This is a genomic window from uncultured Lactobacillus sp. (genome assembly GCF_946477725.1).
Taxonomy (GTDB): domain Bacteria; phylum Bacillota; class Bacilli; order Lactobacillales; family Lactobacillaceae; genus Lactobacillus.
Map to the genome: position 1 here is coordinate 25,807 of NZ_CAMKZC010000007.1, position 16,246 is coordinate 42,052.

At 36.5% G+C, this 16,246-nt stretch carries 17 protein-coding genes; all 17 read left to right on the forward strand.

Going from position 1 to position 16,246, the window contains the following annotated elements:
- Positions 1–8: 8 nt before the first annotated feature.
- The 17 genes from murD to mnmA all read left to right on the forward strand — a co-directional run bounded on the left by murD (position 9) and on the right by mnmA (position 16,210).
- Positions 9–1,388, forward strand: a complete 1,380-nt coding sequence (gene murD / locus Q0R51_RS04540) for a UDP-N-acetylmuramoyl-L-alanine--D-glutamate ligase (RefSeq protein WP_294757043.1) — start codon at positions 9–11, stop codon at positions 1,386–1,388.
- 1 nt (position 1,389) lies between these two features.
- Positions 1,390–2,496 (forward strand): undecaprenyldiphospho-muramoylpentapeptide beta-N-acetylglucosaminyltransferase, encoded by a 1,107-nt coding sequence (gene murG, locus Q0R51_RS04545; RefSeq protein ID WP_294757045.1) that lies wholly within the window; start codon positions 1,390–1,392, stop codon positions 2,494–2,496.
- A 16-nt stretch (positions 2,497–2,512) separates the two neighbouring features.
- Positions 2,513–3,370, forward strand: a complete 858-nt coding sequence (locus Q0R51_RS04550) for a cell division protein FtsQ/DivIB (RefSeq protein WP_294757047.1) — start codon at positions 2,513–2,515, stop codon at positions 3,368–3,370.
- Positions 3,371–3,430: 60 nt separating this feature from the next.
- The gene (gene ftsA / locus Q0R51_RS04555; protein WP_294757049.1) at positions 3,431–4,789 is read left to right on the forward strand and encodes a cell division protein FtsA; all 1,359 of its coding nucleotides are present in this window, start codon (positions 3,431–3,433) and stop codon (positions 4,787–4,789) included.
- Between the two features lie 14 nt (positions 4,790–4,803).
- Positions 4,804–6,141: a cell division protein FtsZ gene (gene ftsZ, locus Q0R51_RS04560; protein ID WP_122025984.1), complete on the forward strand. Its 1,338-nt coding sequence runs from the start codon at positions 4,804–4,806 to the stop codon at positions 6,139–6,141.
- A gap of 15 nt (positions 6,142–6,156) precedes the next feature.
- Positions 6,157–6,597 (forward strand): cell division protein SepF, encoded by a 441-nt coding sequence (locus tag Q0R51_RS04565; RefSeq protein ID WP_122025985.1) that lies wholly within the window; start codon positions 6,157–6,159, stop codon positions 6,595–6,597.
- A complete protein-coding gene (locus Q0R51_RS04570) occupies positions 6,597–6,902 on the forward strand; it encodes a YggT family protein (RefSeq protein WP_294757050.1) in 306 nt (101 codons plus the stop codon). The genes Q0R51_RS04565 and Q0R51_RS04570 overlap by 1 nt, the downstream gene beginning before the upstream one ends.
- Before the next feature lie 176 nt (positions 6,903–7,078).
- Positions 7,079–7,909 (forward strand): RNA-binding protein, encoded by an 831-nt coding sequence (locus Q0R51_RS04575; protein ID WP_294757052.1) that lies wholly within the window; start codon positions 7,079–7,081, stop codon positions 7,907–7,909.
- Positions 7,876–8,682: a DivIVA domain-containing protein gene (locus tag Q0R51_RS04580; RefSeq protein WP_294757053.1), complete on the forward strand. Its 807-nt coding sequence runs from the start codon at positions 7,876–7,878 to the stop codon at positions 8,680–8,682. Before Q0R51_RS04575 ends, Q0R51_RS04580 begins: the two co-directional genes overlap by 34 nt.
- Positions 8,683–8,902: 220 nt before the next feature.
- The gene (ileS, locus tag Q0R51_RS04585) at positions 8,903–11,692 is read left to right on the forward strand and encodes an isoleucine--tRNA ligase (RefSeq protein ID WP_294757054.1); all 2,790 of its coding nucleotides are present in this window, start codon (positions 8,903–8,905) and stop codon (positions 11,690–11,692) included.
- Entirely contained in the window at positions 11,692–11,898 is a 207-nt protein-coding gene (locus Q0R51_RS04590) for a cold-shock protein (protein WP_294757055.1), read from the forward strand. The genes ileS and Q0R51_RS04590 overlap by 1 nt, the downstream gene beginning before the upstream one ends.
- 14 nt (positions 11,899–11,912) lie before the next feature.
- Complete coding sequence (locus Q0R51_RS04595) at positions 11,913–12,476, forward strand: NUDIX hydrolase (protein ID WP_046324752.1); 564 nt, start codon at positions 11,913–11,915, stop codon at positions 12,474–12,476.
- Between the two features lies 1 nt (position 12,477).
- Positions 12,478–12,816 (forward strand): hypothetical protein, encoded by a 339-nt coding sequence (locus tag Q0R51_RS04600; RefSeq protein WP_294757056.1) that lies wholly within the window; start codon positions 12,478–12,480, stop codon positions 12,814–12,816.
- 18 nt (positions 12,817–12,834) lie between these two features.
- Positions 12,835–13,533 (forward strand): 5'-methylthioadenosine/adenosylhomocysteine nucleosidase, encoded by a 699-nt coding sequence (locus Q0R51_RS04605; protein WP_294757057.1) that lies wholly within the window; start codon positions 12,835–12,837, stop codon positions 13,531–13,533.
- Positions 13,534–14,685, forward strand: coding sequence for a cysteine desulfurase family protein (locus Q0R51_RS04610; RefSeq protein WP_294757058.1), 1,152 nt, complete (start codon positions 13,534–13,536; stop codon positions 14,683–14,685).
- A gap of 53 nt (positions 14,686–14,738) precedes the next feature.
- A complete protein-coding gene (locus Q0R51_RS04615) occupies positions 14,739–15,080 on the forward strand; it encodes a DUF1831 domain-containing protein (RefSeq protein WP_294757059.1) in 342 nt (113 codons plus the stop codon).
- 5 nt (positions 15,081–15,085) lie between these two features.
- Positions 15,086–16,210, forward strand: coding sequence for a tRNA 2-thiouridine(34) synthase MnmA (mnmA, locus tag Q0R51_RS04620; RefSeq protein WP_294757060.1), 1,125 nt, complete (start codon positions 15,086–15,088; stop codon positions 16,208–16,210).
- The last annotated feature ends 36 nt before the right edge of the window (positions 16,211–16,246 follow it).

Here is a 16,246-nt window from a genome sequence, read left to right on the forward strand (position 1 = left end):
ATAGTTCAATGAGGCAAGTTAAGACTTATCAAGGTAAAAATATTTTAGTTTTAGGCCTCGGCAAAAGTGGTTTTGCAGTAAGTAAATTACTGCTTGAACTTGGTGCAAAGCTAACTTTAAACGACAAGGCTGATTTAAGTAAAAATTCAAAAGCACAAGAATTGAAAAAACTGGGCGTGCAAATAATAGATGGCAGACATCCAGTAGAATTATTACACCAAGAATCTTTTGCTTATTTAGTAAAAAATCCGGGGATTCCTTATGAAAACCCAATGGTGCAAGAGGCAATAAAATTAAATTTGCCAATTATTACCGAACCTGAAATTGCACTGAGTGTTAGTGAAGCTCCATATATTTGTGTTACAGGCTCAAATGGCAAAACTACTACGGTAATGCTAACACAGAAAATTCTGGAGCATTCGCTGGCTAAAAAGGGCCATCATGCGTATGCAGTTGGTAACATTGGTGTTCCAATTTCTGAAGTAGTGAAAAAAGCTACCAAAGATGATATCTTGGTTTGCGAAACTTCCAGTTTTCAACTGCTTGGCGTAACAGATATCGATCCAAAAGTAGCTGCGATTATTGATATTTATCACAATGTCCATTTAGATTATCACAAGACTTTTGCTAATTATGTTAATGCCAAACTAAACGTTACCAGGACGCAAACTTCAGATCATTATTTTTTAGCTAACTTAGATCAAAAAAATATTTTTGAAGAAGAAAAGAAAGTTACAAAAGCAAAACTAATAACCTTTTCCGAAAATGATCGAACTGCCGACTATTTTATTGCTGATGGCTATTTACAGAATCAACATGAAAAAATCATTAAGACCGCCGACATGAAATTACCCGGTATCCATAACCAGCAGAATGCTTTAGTTGCTAGCGCAATTGCACAAATTATGGGAGCGACTATCAGCGATATCCAGGCAGTGTTAACTAGTTTTGCCGGGGCAAAGCACCGCTTACAATATGTTATGACCTTGCAAGGCCGCAAAATCTATAATGACTCCAAATCGACAAATATAGAGGCGGCTTCAGTTGCTATTCCCTCTTTTGAAGATCCTGAAGTCTGGATCGCTGGTGGGTTAGATCGCGGTTTTACTTTTGATTCCTTGGTCCCACTTTTAAAAAAACATGTTAAAGCCGTGGTTTTATATGGCGAAACTCGTTATTTACTGGCTGATGCAGCTCGTAAAGCTGGCATTAAAAACATTGTCATTGAAAATACATTACAAGAAGCAGTACCAAGAGCATATGAATTAACAAATCCTGGTGATGTATTGTTATTTTCACCAGCTTGTGCGTCATGGGATCAATTTCGAACCTTTGAAGAACGTGGAGACTATTTTGTTAACTTTATAAAGGAATTGAAGACTAAATAAAATGAGAATAATATTTACAGGTGGAGGAACAGGCGGCCATATTTATCCTATTATGGCAATTATTGAACGATTAAAAGAGCGCAATTTGGCGACCAATGATGAAATACTCTTTGTTGGTACCAAAAATGGCCTTGAAGCTAAGATAGTTCCAGCAGCAGGAGTAAATTTTAAAACGATTGAAATGCGCGGGTTTTCCCGTAAACATATAATGAGTAATTTTGCTACAATTAGTTTGTTTCTTAAGGCCACAAAAAAAGCTCAAAAAATTATTAATGATTTTAAGCCTGATATTGTGATGGGAACTGGTGGCTATGTCAGTGGTGCCCTAGTGTACGAAGCAGCAAAAATGAAGATTCCAACTATGATTCATGAATCAAATTCAGTAGTTGGCGTTGCTAATAAGTTTTTAGGACACTATGTAAACAAAATTTGTTATACGTTTGATGATGCTGCCAAGCAATTTTCGGAAAAGAAAAAGTTGGTAAAAACTGGAAATCCACGTTCTCAGCAAGTACTAAATCTGTCATCAACCAAGATTGATTTGCAAAGCAAATGGGGTCTTAATCCTCAAATACCTACAGTATTAGTTTTTGGCGGCTCTCGTGGTGCTTTGGCTATCAACCGGATAATGTTAAAATCACTGACTCGGCTTGAAACTAAGCCATACCAAGTCATTTGGGTGACAGGAACTTATTATTATCAAAAAATTGCAGAAAAACTAACCAATGTTAATTATGGTGAAAGTATCAAAATATTACCGTATGTTAAGGATATGCCAGCACTTTTACCAAAAATGATTTGTGTGGTTTCGCGTTCAGGAGCCACTAGTATTGCGGAATTTACCGCTTTAGGTGTTCCAGCTATTTTGATTCCTAGTCCAAATGTAACTAATGATCACCAAATGAAAAATGCTCTTGATCTTGAAAAAGCCGGCGCAGCGACAGTGATTGCGGAAAATGAACTTAATATTAATAACTTTATTTCTTCAATTGATCATATCGTGTTGGATCGTAAATACTATACAGAAATGAGTAAGGCATCCAAAAAACTGGGAGTTTCTGATGCGTCTGATGAAGTAATTAAAGTAATGCAGGATTTAGCTAAATAAAAAGAAGGTGAGGCAGTTGACCAAAAAGCGAGTAACAAAAATTGACCCTAAAGAAAAGCTATCGCCATATTTAAGTCATCAATCAAGTAAGAAAAAGAAAAATTCTAGAACTAATACCAAAATCTCTGCCTCTCTTTCTAAATTACATAATGAACGTAAATCCGCACTATTAAAGAGACTGGGTCTAATAATAGGTGTTTCGGTAATAGCACTTTTGGGACTTGGCTATTATATTTCTCCTCTGGCAAATGTTCAAAGTATTCAAATTAACGGGGAAAATGATTTACCAGTAAAAGAAGTTGTAAAAGCAACAGATATTAAAGCTAGTGACAAAGTAGTCGATTATCTTTTTAATAAAAATGGCGTATCCCGTAAACTTTCTGCCAAATACTCAGAAATAAAAAACATCAAAGTTCAAGTTAAAGACTTTAATCATTTAATAATTGAAATTGATGAATACCCTACAAAAGGCTACATTAAGACTTCTAAAGGATATCGTAAAATACTTACTCAGGGAAAATTAGGGTCTCAGTTTATTCCTTGGTCAAAAGTATATCCAGATAAACCAGTTTTTGTAGGCTACAATCATGAAGTATCTCTCAAAAAAATTCTTCATTTATTCAATAGTTTACCACCTGATTTTCAGGATCAAATTAAATTATTAAGTGGTAATACCCGAAGAAAATCACAAGTGATTTTTCTAATGAAAAACGGGAATGTAGTTATTGGCAACGTTTCAACCCTAAAAAGTAAAATAAAGTACTATAATAAAATAAAAACTAAAGTGGGAAAAAATACGCTGATTGATTTGGAAGTAGGGGCGTTTAGCAGGCCGCTTACACCAAATGAAAAGCGTGCTTACGGTTTAATATAAACTGATTTTAGGCTGGTTTTATGGTAAAATTTTTTAGGTAGCACTGACGGGGGGATAATTTTGGACAATTCGAATTTATTAGTAGGCTTAGATATTGGTACTACAAGTGTGAAAGCGGTTGTAGCTGATTCTGGTAAAGTTATTGCAGCAGTTGCAGTTCCTAATAAAGGGATGCGACATGGTAATATAGTTGATATTGATGAAACTGCTGCTGCGATTAATAGGGCACTAAAAGAAATAGCCAAAAAGACAAATGCAAATATTTATCGAGTAGTAACAGGTATACCTGTAGGTATGCTCCAACTTGAAACTGCAAGTGATCTAGTTAATGTCAGCGATAATGGTCAAGAAGTAGGTAACCATGATGTCAGGCGAGTAGTTCGTGCTGCCATCAGGTCTGCTGTGAAAAACGAACGGGAGCCTATTTCTTTTTTGCCAAGCCGTTTTCTAATTGATGGTAAAACCGAAGTCGATGATCCTCGAAAAATGATTGCACATTCTTTGTCGGTGCAAGGCATCATGTTAACAGCACCGGCCAGTCCTTTGCATAATATAAAAAAGGCTATTGAGCGTGCTGGCTATTCCAATAATTTTTTTATTCCAACTCCACTTGCTATTGCCAGCGTAGCTTTAAATGAAAGTGAACGCCATTTTGGTTCAATTATCCTCGACTTAGGTGGCGGAGTTACTACAGCTACGGTAATTCATAATAATCAAATTAAATATGCAAATATCGATTTTGAAGGTGGCAGTGATATCAGTAATGATATTTCGGTTGTTTTAAGTACTTCTAACAAGGATGCTGAACAAATAAAACTTGATTATGGTTATGCTGATCCCAGCCTTGCATCTGCTAAAAATAAATTTGCCGTTAACAGTGTTGGTTCAAATGGCCAGCAAATGGTTGACGAAAAATATTTAAGTGAAATTATTAACGCCAGGGTTATCCAGACTATTGACAGAATTGAAAAAGGCTTGGTTAAACATGACGCCTTGAAGTTACCAGGTGGCATTATTATTACTGGCGGAAGTAGTCTTTTGCAAGGTTATGATAGTATTATAGCTAATACTTTGAATGTCAAGGCGCGAATTTATCAGCCTGACCAAATTGGAATGCGTAATCCAATTTACTCAGCGGCTTACGGAGTAGTTAACTATGCATATAAGATGTCAGATATTGATTTCTTAGTAATTAGTGCTATTTATGGCAGAGGTGCTCTCAGTCAAGGGGAGCAGTCTACTCAAGAAAAGCCAAAAACTTCTAAAAGAACAGTTACTGTTAATGAAACTAAAAGAAAAGAAGAATATAATAGACATGAGTTACTAAAGCGAGAGCAATCTCCGCATAGTAAAACAAAAAATAATATGCAAAATAAAGATAAAGGCTTTAAGAACTTCTTCAAAAAGTTCTTTGATTAAAGGTGGTTAATTAGATGGATTTCACGTTCGATTCAGACGACAATAAAAATGCTGTCATCAAAGTTATTGGTGTCGGTGGTGCTGGTGGTAATGCTGTTAATCGAATGATTGATGACGGCGTTCAGGGAGTTTCCTTCGTTGCTGCTAACACTGATGTACAAGCATTAAATAGTAATAAAGCAGAAAATAAAATTCAGTTAGGCCCTAAGTTGACAAGAGGACTTGGAGCAGGCTCTCACCCTGAAGTTGGCCAAAAGGCTGCAGAAGAAAGTGAACAGACAATTGAGGATGCTTTAAAGGGCGCGGATATGATCTTCATTACTGCTGGAATGGGTGGTGGTACTGGAACTGGTGCTGCACCAATTGTAGCTAAGATTGCCCGCGAAACAGGTGCTTTAACTGTTGGCGTTGTAACTCGTCCTTTTACTTTTGAAGGTCCAAAAAGATCAAAAAATGCCGCTGAGGGTATTGCACAGTTAAAGCAGTACGTTGATACTCTTGTTATTATTGCCAATAACCGTTTGTTGGAAATGGTTGACAAAAAGACACCAATGATGGATGCCTTCAAAGAAGCTGACAATGTTTTAAAACAAGGTGTTCAGGGTATTTCTGACTTAATTACTTCAACTGACTATGTCAACTTGGATTTTGCTGACGTTAAAACTGTGATGGCTAATCAAGGCGCTGCTTTAATGGGTATTGGCCGTGCAAGTGGTGAAAATCGCACTGTTGAAGCTACAAAACTGGCAATTTCTTCCCCTTTGCTTGAAGTATCGATCGATGGTGCTAAACAGGTACTGCTAAATATAACTGGTGGCCCTGATCTAACTTTATTTGAAGCGCAGGATGCTTCAGAAATCGTTTCTAAGGCTGCAGGTGACGATGTTAATATAATTTTTGGTACTTCTATTAATCCTAATTTGGGAGATGAGGTTGTAGTTACTGTTATTGCGACAGGAATCAACTCTCAAGCAGAGGAGGAAGCCTCAAAGCAGCTCCCGGGTCACAGTCACCAGATTAAATCTCAACCAGGTCAAGCCAATACTTCTCCGGAAAGAAAAATTAACTCAGTTAACAGACCTATGGAACAGAATTCGGCTGTAAGCGAAAACTCCGGTGCAGTTCAAAGTGCGCCTAAACATAAGCCAATGGTTGATCCAACAAGTGTTTGGGGCTTGGATAATGATGATGAGGGCAACCGCCGGTCAGCTCCTTTTACAGCAAATCAGGATGATAGATCTAGTTCATTTGATGAAGACGATCAAAGTAGCATTTCACAAATCGAAACTAATGCTTTTGATGATGACGATACTGATGATATTCCATTTTTCAGGCATCGTGGTGAAAACTAATAGGAGGCAAGAGAAATGGCTTTTAGTAAAATAGGCAAATTTTTCGGCGTGGCAAATGATGAAGATGAAATGTTAGATGACGATTATGCAGAAGAGCAGCAGTTAAGTGATGAAGATAATTTTCCTGCTGGTACTGTTAACCGTGACAAAGTTGTTTCCATTAAATCTGGTATGAATGCTGCCAAAAGCAAAATTGTGCTTTATGAACCACGTGTTTATTCAGATGCTAAAGAAGTTGCACAGAATTTATTGAATAATAAAGCGGTAATAATTAACTTCAGCAGAATGGAAGATGCATCAGCCAGAAGAATCGTTGATTTTATTACTGGTACAGTGTACGCTTTAAATGGTGAAATTCAACGTATCGGCGATAAAATTTTTTTAGCGACTCCGCCGAAGTTTGTCACGAATGGCAAAATTAGTGATCTAGTTGATAAGAAAGATTCTTTAAGTTAATGGCAGCAAATATCATATATTACGGCATTAATATTATTGACTATGTAATATGGATTTATAGTATAGTCATGGTAATTGATGCAATTTTAAGTTGGGTTCCCTCTTTACGCGATTCAGCTGTGGGTCGCATAATTAATCGCGTAATTGATCCTTATTTGAATATTTTTCGGAAGGGGCCAATTGCCAGACTGTCTAATGCCACTGGATTAGACATTTCATTTTTAATTGGTTTGCTTTTACTTTATTTTGTCCAAGATTATGTTTTAAATTGGGTTGCAAATATTTTATTTCATTTATTTGTTTAACCTCCAATCTTAATAAAGAGCTGGTAAATTTCGTTTTAACTTTGACGGAGTTACTAGCTCTTTATTTATCAGTTGGCTTAATTATTTCCTAAAATAAAAGAAAGTCACAGTTCATGCTATAATAATTTACGAAGTGACAGAGTAGTAATTTCACCTTCACTATTAGGGGGCAGTTCTTGAAAGCATCTAATATCTCAAAACGTAGTTTTTATATTAAAAATGTGGTCTTTAAGGGAAATTTATCTGACCAAAAAACAGTTGATAGAATGAATGGGCTTATAAATGATGTCATTTATAAACATCAAAAAGTTTTAACTGAATTTTTAGACCCAGGGGAAAGAGATATTTTAAAAAAGCTGGCTGGAAATGAAGTTTGCCTGCAAAGCTTTGGTGGCTATGCAAACGCTGAAAAAAAGAGAGTTGTTATAACAGAAGATTGGGCTACTGTTTCACCTCTGTCATATCAAATCTCTCTTTTTGAAATTGAATATCCTCAAAAATTTGTTTCTTTGACACATAGTGATGTATTAGGAAGTATAGCTAATGCTGGAATAGAAACGTCTACATTTGGTGATATTATTACGGATGGGAATGGGCGCTGGCAATTTTTTGGCAAAAGTGAACTAACTGATTTTTTCCAATATGAAATTACTCATATAGGCCACACAAAAGTTAAATTAAGGCCTATTTCAAGTGAAAAAATATTAGCAGTTGAAGATGAAAGTAAACACTTAACGGTAATTGCTTCTTCATTGCGATTGGATGCAGTTTTGGCAGCGATCGCTAAACAGAGTAGAAGCCAAATTAAAGCAAATATTAAGAATAATTTAGTTAAATTAAATTGGCATACTATTAAAGATTTTAATATAATAATTGAAGAAGATGATGTTCTTAGCCTAAGACATTTTGGCAGATGTAAGATTATGAGTATTTCAACGACAAAAAAAGGCAATTATAAGGTGGTATATAAGCTATGGCAGACGAAAAGAAAGAAACGCAGAAGCTGACTCCGATAAAAATTCACAATAAAGAATTTAAAAAAAGAGGATTGAGTGGATATGACAGGCATGAAGTTGATAGTTTTTTAGATCAAATTATTAACGATTATGGTGATGTATTAGATCAAAATGTTGATTATAAAAATAAAATAATACAATTACAAGATCGAGTTTCAAATTTGCAAAAGCAAGTTGCACAGTATCAGCAGAATGAAAATGCTACTAAAGAAGCCATAAATAATGCCAAGATCAAAGCAGAAAGAATTATCAATGACGCTACAGTTCAGGCAAATAATGCAACTGAGCAGGCTAAAATTGATACTGATTATCAGCGTCAGCAACTGGAAACTATTAAGTTAGATTATGAACGGGTCAAAAAGGAAACTTCCGGTTATCGCAGGTATATACAAGAACTTTTACAAAAAGCAATTGAGAATCTGAATGACGAAAAGTGGCAAAAAGCTCTTGATCAATATTTTGATACGGAACGATTTTATCCTCCAGATGGTGCAGAACCAATCATGCTCACCGATGAGGACGAGGATGTCGATGAAGACGATGACGATGATACTGATGAAGAAGATGAGGATTTTGAGGTTGACAATGATACGGATGATGAAGTAAACTTTGAACAAGACTCTGAAGAAACAAATAATAGTCCTCAACCGATGACCGGTGACAGTCCTAGTATTGAAACTGTTAATGACGACGATACTGCAGCCGATAATAATTCTGGCGGAACTACTATTATTTTTCCGGATGACTATAAAAATCATAAATGACAAACTGACAGTAAAACTTGCGAGCAATTCAGCGAATTAGTGAGGGTGTGAGTCTAATATAAGAGCTTAAAAGTTGATCAGCTGTTAATGATGGTTTGTCACGGTAGTTGCACGATACGCAATTCATTAAGTGGAGTTTAGCAACTCAATTTAGGTGGTACCACGATATTAACCTCGCCCTAATTTTAGGACGAGGTTTTTTGATAGGAAGGATTAAAAAATGAGAGTGAAAGATACACTTAATTTAGGTAAAACTAAATTTAAGATGCGGGGCAATTTGCCAGTACGTGAAGCACAATGGCAAAAAGAATGGGAAGAAAATAAATTATATGAACAGAGATTAAAATTAAACAAAGGCAAGCCAAGATTTGACTTGCATGATGGTCCTCCCTTTGCAAATGGTAATATTCATATTGGTCATGCGATGAATAAAGTATCTAAGGACATAATCGTTCGCTTCAAAAACATGAACGGTTATTATGCTCCTTATGTTCCGGGTTGGGATACTCATGGTTTGCCAATTGAACAGCAATTGACTAAACAGGGCGTTGACCGCAAAAAAATGAATCTTGCGGATTACCGTCAACTTTGTCAAGATTTTGCCAGTAAAGAAGTTAAAAAGCAAATGACTGACTTTAAGCGTTTAGGCGTAATGGGAGACTGGGACCACCCATATATTACTTATCAGCCAGAATATGAGGCAGAAGAAATTCGCGTCTTTGGTAAAATGTATGAAAAAGGATATATCTATAAAGGTAAAAAGCCCGTTTATTGGTCTCCTTCAAGTGAATCAACATTAGCTGAAGCTGAAGTTGAATATCACGATATTAAATCACCTTCAATTTATGTTTCATTTCCTGTAAAAGACGGTAAAGGAATTCTGAATCCTGAGAAGACATATTTCTTGATTTGGACAACTACACCTTGGACTATTCCTACTAACCAAGGGATTACAGTTAATCCAGGATTTGATTACTCAGTAGTCCAGGTTAACGATAAGCGTTACGTTGTTGGAACTGATCGTTTAGAAGCCGTTGCTGAAGAATTGGGCTGGAATGACTATGAAGTGGTGCAACATCTTAAGGGTAGTGAAATGGACCGTATGGTTGCTAAGCATCCTTTGTATGATCGTGATGCCATTTTAATGAATGCGATGCACGTTACTGCTAGTGATGGTACTGGCTTAGTTCACACAGCTTCCGGCTTTGGTGAAGACGACTATAATGTTGCTCAAAAGTATGGTCTACCTGTATATAGTCCTATGGATGACAAGGGCTGCTTTACTGCAGATATTAATGATCCTGATTTAGCTGGCTTATTTTATGATGATGCGAATAAAGTTGTCAGCGAAAAATTAAAGAAGTCAGGGAATTTACTCAAGTTAAGTTTCTTTACCCACTCTTACCCACATGATTGGCGCACCAAGAAGCCCGTAATTTACCGTGCTACCACACAATGGTTTGCTTCTGTTGCTAAGTTTCGTCAGCAAATTCTTGACCAAATTGATCAGGTTAAATTTACGCCTTCTTGGGGTCAATTACGCTTACACAATATGATTAAAGATCGTGGTGACTGGGTAATTTCCAGACAGCGTGCTTGGGGTGTTCCACTGCCAATCTTTTACGCAGAAGATGGCACTGCAATTGTGACGCCAGAAACTATCGAGCATATTGCCCAGATTTTTGCTAAAGAGGGCTCAAATGCTTGGTATAAGAAGACTGCTAAGGAATTATTGCCCGAAGGTTTCACTTCTGAACATTCTCCAAATGGTAAGTTTACTAAAGAAAAAGATATTTTGGACGTTTGGTTTGATTCAGGGTCTTCCCATCAGGCTGTTATGGCCAAAAGACCAGATTTGAGATTTCCATGTGATCTTTACCTTGAAGGTAGTGACCAATACCGTGGGTGGTTCAATTCAAGTCTGATTACCTCTGTAGCTGCCACAGGTAAAGCACCTTATCGTGGCATTTTGTCACAAGGCTTTGTTTTAGATGAAAAAGGACATAAAATGTCTAAATCGTTAGGTAATGTAATTTCACCAAACGATGTCATCAAACAAATGGGTGCGGAAATAATTCGTTTATGGGTTGCCTCAGTTGACACGACTTCTGACGTTGCCGTTTCACAAGATATTTTACGTCAAACCTCTGAAAGTTATCGTAAAATTCGTAATACTTTCCGTTACATGCTGGCTAACACCTCAGACTTTGATCCACAAAAAGACCGCGTGGTTTATGAAAATCTCAATTCTATTGATCAATACCTGGAAGTTAAACTTAACGATTTAGTTAAAACTTGCCTTGACAGTTATGAACGTTACGACTTTAATAATGTATATAAAAAGGTATTTGCCTTTATCTCAAACGACTTATCAGCATTTTACCTGGACTTTGCCAAAGATGTTCTTTACATTGAAAGCAAAAACAGTCATGCGAGAAGATCAATGCAAACTGTAATCTATGACGCAGCGGTAAAACTTGCTAAAGTCATGACACCAATATTGCCTCACACAATGGAAGAAGTTTGGTCCTTCTTAAAAGAAAAAGAAGATTACGTCCAGCTTGCCGACATGCCTGAAGTTGAACGATATGATAATCATGATGAGCTTCTAGAAAATTGGCAGAAATTCATGAATTTACGTGATGATGTTTTGAAGGTGCTCGAAGAAGCACGTGATCAAAAATTAATTGGTAAATCTTTTGAAGCAGCTGTTACAGTTTATCCCACAGATGAGATAAAAACTGTTTTAGCTAATCTTGATGCCAACTTTAGACAAATTTTGATTGTTTCTAAATTAACGATTGCTAAGGGTGAGGCACCGGCAAATGCTCAAAAATTACCAAATGGTGCTTTTGTAGTTGAGCATGCTAAAGGAGAAGTTTGTCCTCGTTGTCGCATGATTAGAACTGATATCGGAGCTGATAGTGAAGTACCAATGCTTTGCGGTAGATGTGCTAAAATTGTCAAAGAGGATTACCCTGAAGCTGTGCAGGAAGGCTTAGAAGAATAATGCGCTACGGAACTGTAAAGCAATTCGATCGTAACAGTAGTTTTGGTTTTATTACTGATATTGAAAACCAGAAATCATATTTTGTTTTTTATACAGCAATAAAAGAAGAAGGTTATCGCCGCTTACAAGTAGGACAAAAGGTTAAATATCAGCTTGCTCAAGGAAAAAATGGACTCCAATGTGTGAACGTATATTTAGCTGATTAACAGGAAAGTGAATAATGGATTTAACAGAAACTGAAATCTCTTCAAAACAAATTTTTACTGGGCGTATAGTTGATCTTTCAGTTAGAACGATCAAATTACCTAATGGTGAAACTGCAACAAGAGAAGTAGTAAAACATCAGCCTGCTTCGGCTGCCATTGCAGTAAATGATAAGCAAGAAATGTTGCTGGTTGAGCAGTGGCGTGAGCCGATTAAAGAGTTGACTTTGGAAATTCCAGCAGGTTTAATAGATGAAACTGATGCCAGTCCATTAGATGCCATGAAAAGGGAATTAAATGAAGAAGGCGGTTATCATGCCGACTACTGGGAAAAGATAACAGAATTCTATTCATCGCCTGGCTTTACTAATGAGAAACTATACTTATTTTATTGTGATACATTAACCAAACTAACTGATAAAAAGGCGCTTGATCCTGACGAATTTTTAACCAGTCACTGGTATAGTTTGGAAAAGTTGAAACAGCTTGCGGCACAAGGTAAAATTGTTGATGCCAAGACATTATATGCAATGAGTGTTTGGGAGAATATGTTGCTTACCAGTGCTAATACAAGGGATTAAAATGACAGAAAAGCGATCTGATTACCGTAAAAAATTAAAAAAGAAAAAAAGCAAAAATATTTTAAATACAATTAAATCTGCTTTTGATGATAATGATGCTGAAGTTGACGTTAATCCTGATTTTACCCGTAATGAAGATGAATTTATACAACCAAATGAATCTTCAAATAAAAGGGAAAAGACTCAGGGGCAGTCTCCGAGAAGAGAAAAGAATAAGTCACAATCTCAACCAACTACCAGTCAAGACAAAGCGTTAAGACTGAAAGGTAAGCTTAATCGTGCCATTCTCATCGTTTCAATTTTAATTATTTTGGTATTATTGGCGTTATTTCACTTATAAATAAAAACGAGGGTAAAAATGAAGATAGCAATTATTGTCCCAATGGAAATTGAGGCTGAATATTATCATAAGTATTTTCACTCTGGTCACAAAGAAATGTTCGGATCTACTACATTCGAGCATTTTTGCGTTAACCACAATGATTTATATATTGGTTTGAGTGGAATTGGTAAAGTCCAAGCTGCTATGAATTTAGCTAGTTTGCTATGCCAGGTTAATATTGATTTAGTTTTTATGACTGGTACAGCAGGATCATTGCAGTCAAATATTCAAAAGGGCGATTTGATTTTAGCCAGTTCATTTGCTTATCACGATGCGCATAATACTCTAGCAGGGGATTATGTTGAAGGGCAAATACCTGGTGAACCGGCAGATTTTGTTTTGAAATCGACTGCCAGAACACAATTTGCGCAGTTTTTGCAGCATGAGAACATTGAATATAAAGAGGGACTTATTGTTACAGGCGATTCATTCATTGGTTCACAAGCTCAAAAAAATGATATTAAGCAAAATTTTGCTCAAGCTTTAGGAGTTGAGATGGAAGGGGCTGCTTTTGCACAGGTGGCTTATCATTTTAATAAGCCTTTAATAGCTTTGCGAGCTATTTCTGACAATGGCAATCAAGATGCAAATGAAGACTTTGATCAGTTTGCACAAAAAGTGGGTGCTAAAGCGGCTAAAATTATTTGTACTTACATAGAGAAGATGAATTCATAAATGACAGAAATTTACTTGGATAATGCTGCTACGACACCCATGTCTGCCAAAGTAATTAAAGTGATAGCTGAAGAAATGAAAAATGATTTTGGTAATGCTTCTAGTACTTATGAATTAGGACGTAAAGCCCGTCATGTCATTGATCTTGCCAGGCAAGAAGCTGCAGGAGCAATCAATGCCAGCGAAAATGAGATAGTTTTCACCTCCGGTGGATCTGAGAGTAATAACACTGCTATTTTTGGGACAGCGCATAGTCGCGAAAATATTGGTAAACGCATTATCACAACTAAAATTGAACATCCCTCTGTTCTAAAGCCAATGCAGCAATTGGAAAAAGAGGGTTATGATGTCATCTACCTTGATGTAGATGCAGATGGTCGGATATCATTGGCTGACTTAAAAAACGCATTGACTCCGCAAACTATTTTGGTATCTGTAATGGCAGTTAATAATGAAGTAGGAACAATTAATCCTTTGACTGAAATTGGTGCAATAGTAAGACAAAGTAATGCCTATTTTCATGTGGATGCAGTACAAGGTTTAGGGAACATTAATCTTGATGTTGCTAAAATGAATATTGACTTATTATCTACTTCTGCTCATAAAATCAACGGTCCTAAGTTTTTGGGATTTTTATATGAAAGAAATTCTATTAAATTACCACCTTTAATTTATGGTGGTGAACAAGAAACCAAACGCAGGGCTGGAACCGAGAATGTTCCAGGAATTGCAGGTTTTGGAGAAGCAATTAGTGAAATTGCAGCCGTGGATAAGAACAAGCTCCAGGCTAATTATCAGAAGTTGCAAAAAATTATTTTAAATAAACTTGACCAAGCTCAAATTGAGTATCAAGTTAATGGTGGAACTAAAAAATTTGATTCTCATCATGTCCTAAACTTGCACTTTACTAATGTCAATACGACTATTCTACAAACAAACTTAGATTTGGCTGGGTTTGCGGTTTCAGGAGGTTCTGCATGTACTGCAGGAACACTTGAGCCTTCCCATGTTTTAGTGGCTTGTTTTGGTAAAAGTTCTCCGCGAATATCTGAGTCAATTCGTATATCATTTGGCCGTTATACTACAGCAAAAGAAGTTTCTGCTTTTGCAAGTCAGTTGGTTAAAATTGTGGGTAAAATACAAAACAAATAAAAAAATTGCTTTTTTAAAAAGATATGCTTATTATAAGTAAGTGAGGTAATATTATGGCAAATATGGTTATTATTAATGGTGATCAACGTAAGTTTACGCTTAGTCCCGACTTGAAATTATATGCACTGATTGATGCCGGTTTTGTTAAAACTGTTAAGGGTAATTTTAATTATGAGCATCCACTTTATAATGATTCACCATATAACGCCCCAACAAAGTTGAAAATGACCATTAACAAGGAAATGACTCGTTTAACAATGGTCGTTACTGATAGAAATGGCTTGCAAAAGGTCAATATTTTTAAAAATAAGCAATTGGCTCCCACAGTGGAACTTTTAAATTATATCTTAAAAGATCTTGAGGAACGTAAAATTATTGTTGCTGTGAAGGATTGATTAATTTGGTAAAGAAAAACAAGAGAGTAGTTGTAGGAATGAGTGGAGGGGTCGACTCTTCAGTTTCCGCCCTTCTGTTGAAAAAGCAAGGATATGACGTAATTGGTGTCTTTATGAAAAACTGGGATGATACCGATGATTCTGGTGTTTGTACAGCTACTGACGACTATGAAGATGTTAAAAAAGTTGCTGATCAAATTGGCATTCCTTATTATTCAATCAATTTCGAAAAAGAATATTGGCAGCGCGTTTTTGAGTATTTCTTAAATGAATATAAAAAAGGGCGTACACCAAATCCTGATGTAATGTGCAATAGTCAGATTAAATTTAAATCTTTTTTAGAGTTTGCGTTTAATCTGGATGCCGATTATATTGCAATGGGACATTATGCAAAAACTATAACTGATAAAAATGGTATCACGCACATGATGCGTCCTAAAGATGGTAATAAGGATCAAACTTATTTTTTAAGTCAGTTAAGTCAAAAGCAAATTAGCCGTGTTATTTTCCCATTAGCCAACTTAACAAAGCCGCAAGTCCGGGAAATTGCAATAGAAAATGGTTTAGCTACAGCCAAAAAGAAGGATTCCACCGGTATTTGTTTTATTGGGGAAAGAAACTTTCGTAAGTTTTTGAGTGAATTTTTACCTGCTCAGTCTGGTGAAATGATTACGCCAGATGGCAGAGTAGTTGGTCATCATGCCGGTCTAATGTATTATACAATCGGCCAGAGATCCGGTTTAGGTCTAGGTTCAACTAAAGAATCTACGGCTCCTTGGTTTGTTGTCGGCAAAGACTTGCAAAAAAATCAATTGATTGTGGAGCAGGGCTATGACAGCAAGCTACTTTATGCCACTGAATTAGAAGCTAGTGACATGTCATTTTTTACTGGACAGCCCAAGCATGATTTTACAATTCATTGCAGTGCCAAGTTCCGTTATCGTCAACCTGATGTCGGCGTGACAGTTTCTTATGATGCTGCAGCAAACAGGGCCAAAGTTTACTTTGATGAGCCGGCTCGCGCTGTCACTCCTGGACAAGCACTGGTTCTTTATCAAGGTGAAGAGTGTTTAGGCGGCGGTAATATCGACTGCGCCTACCAGAATGAGCAGCAACTACAATTAGTCTAATACAAATGAGTTAGGAAAATGTGTCATGCATTTTCC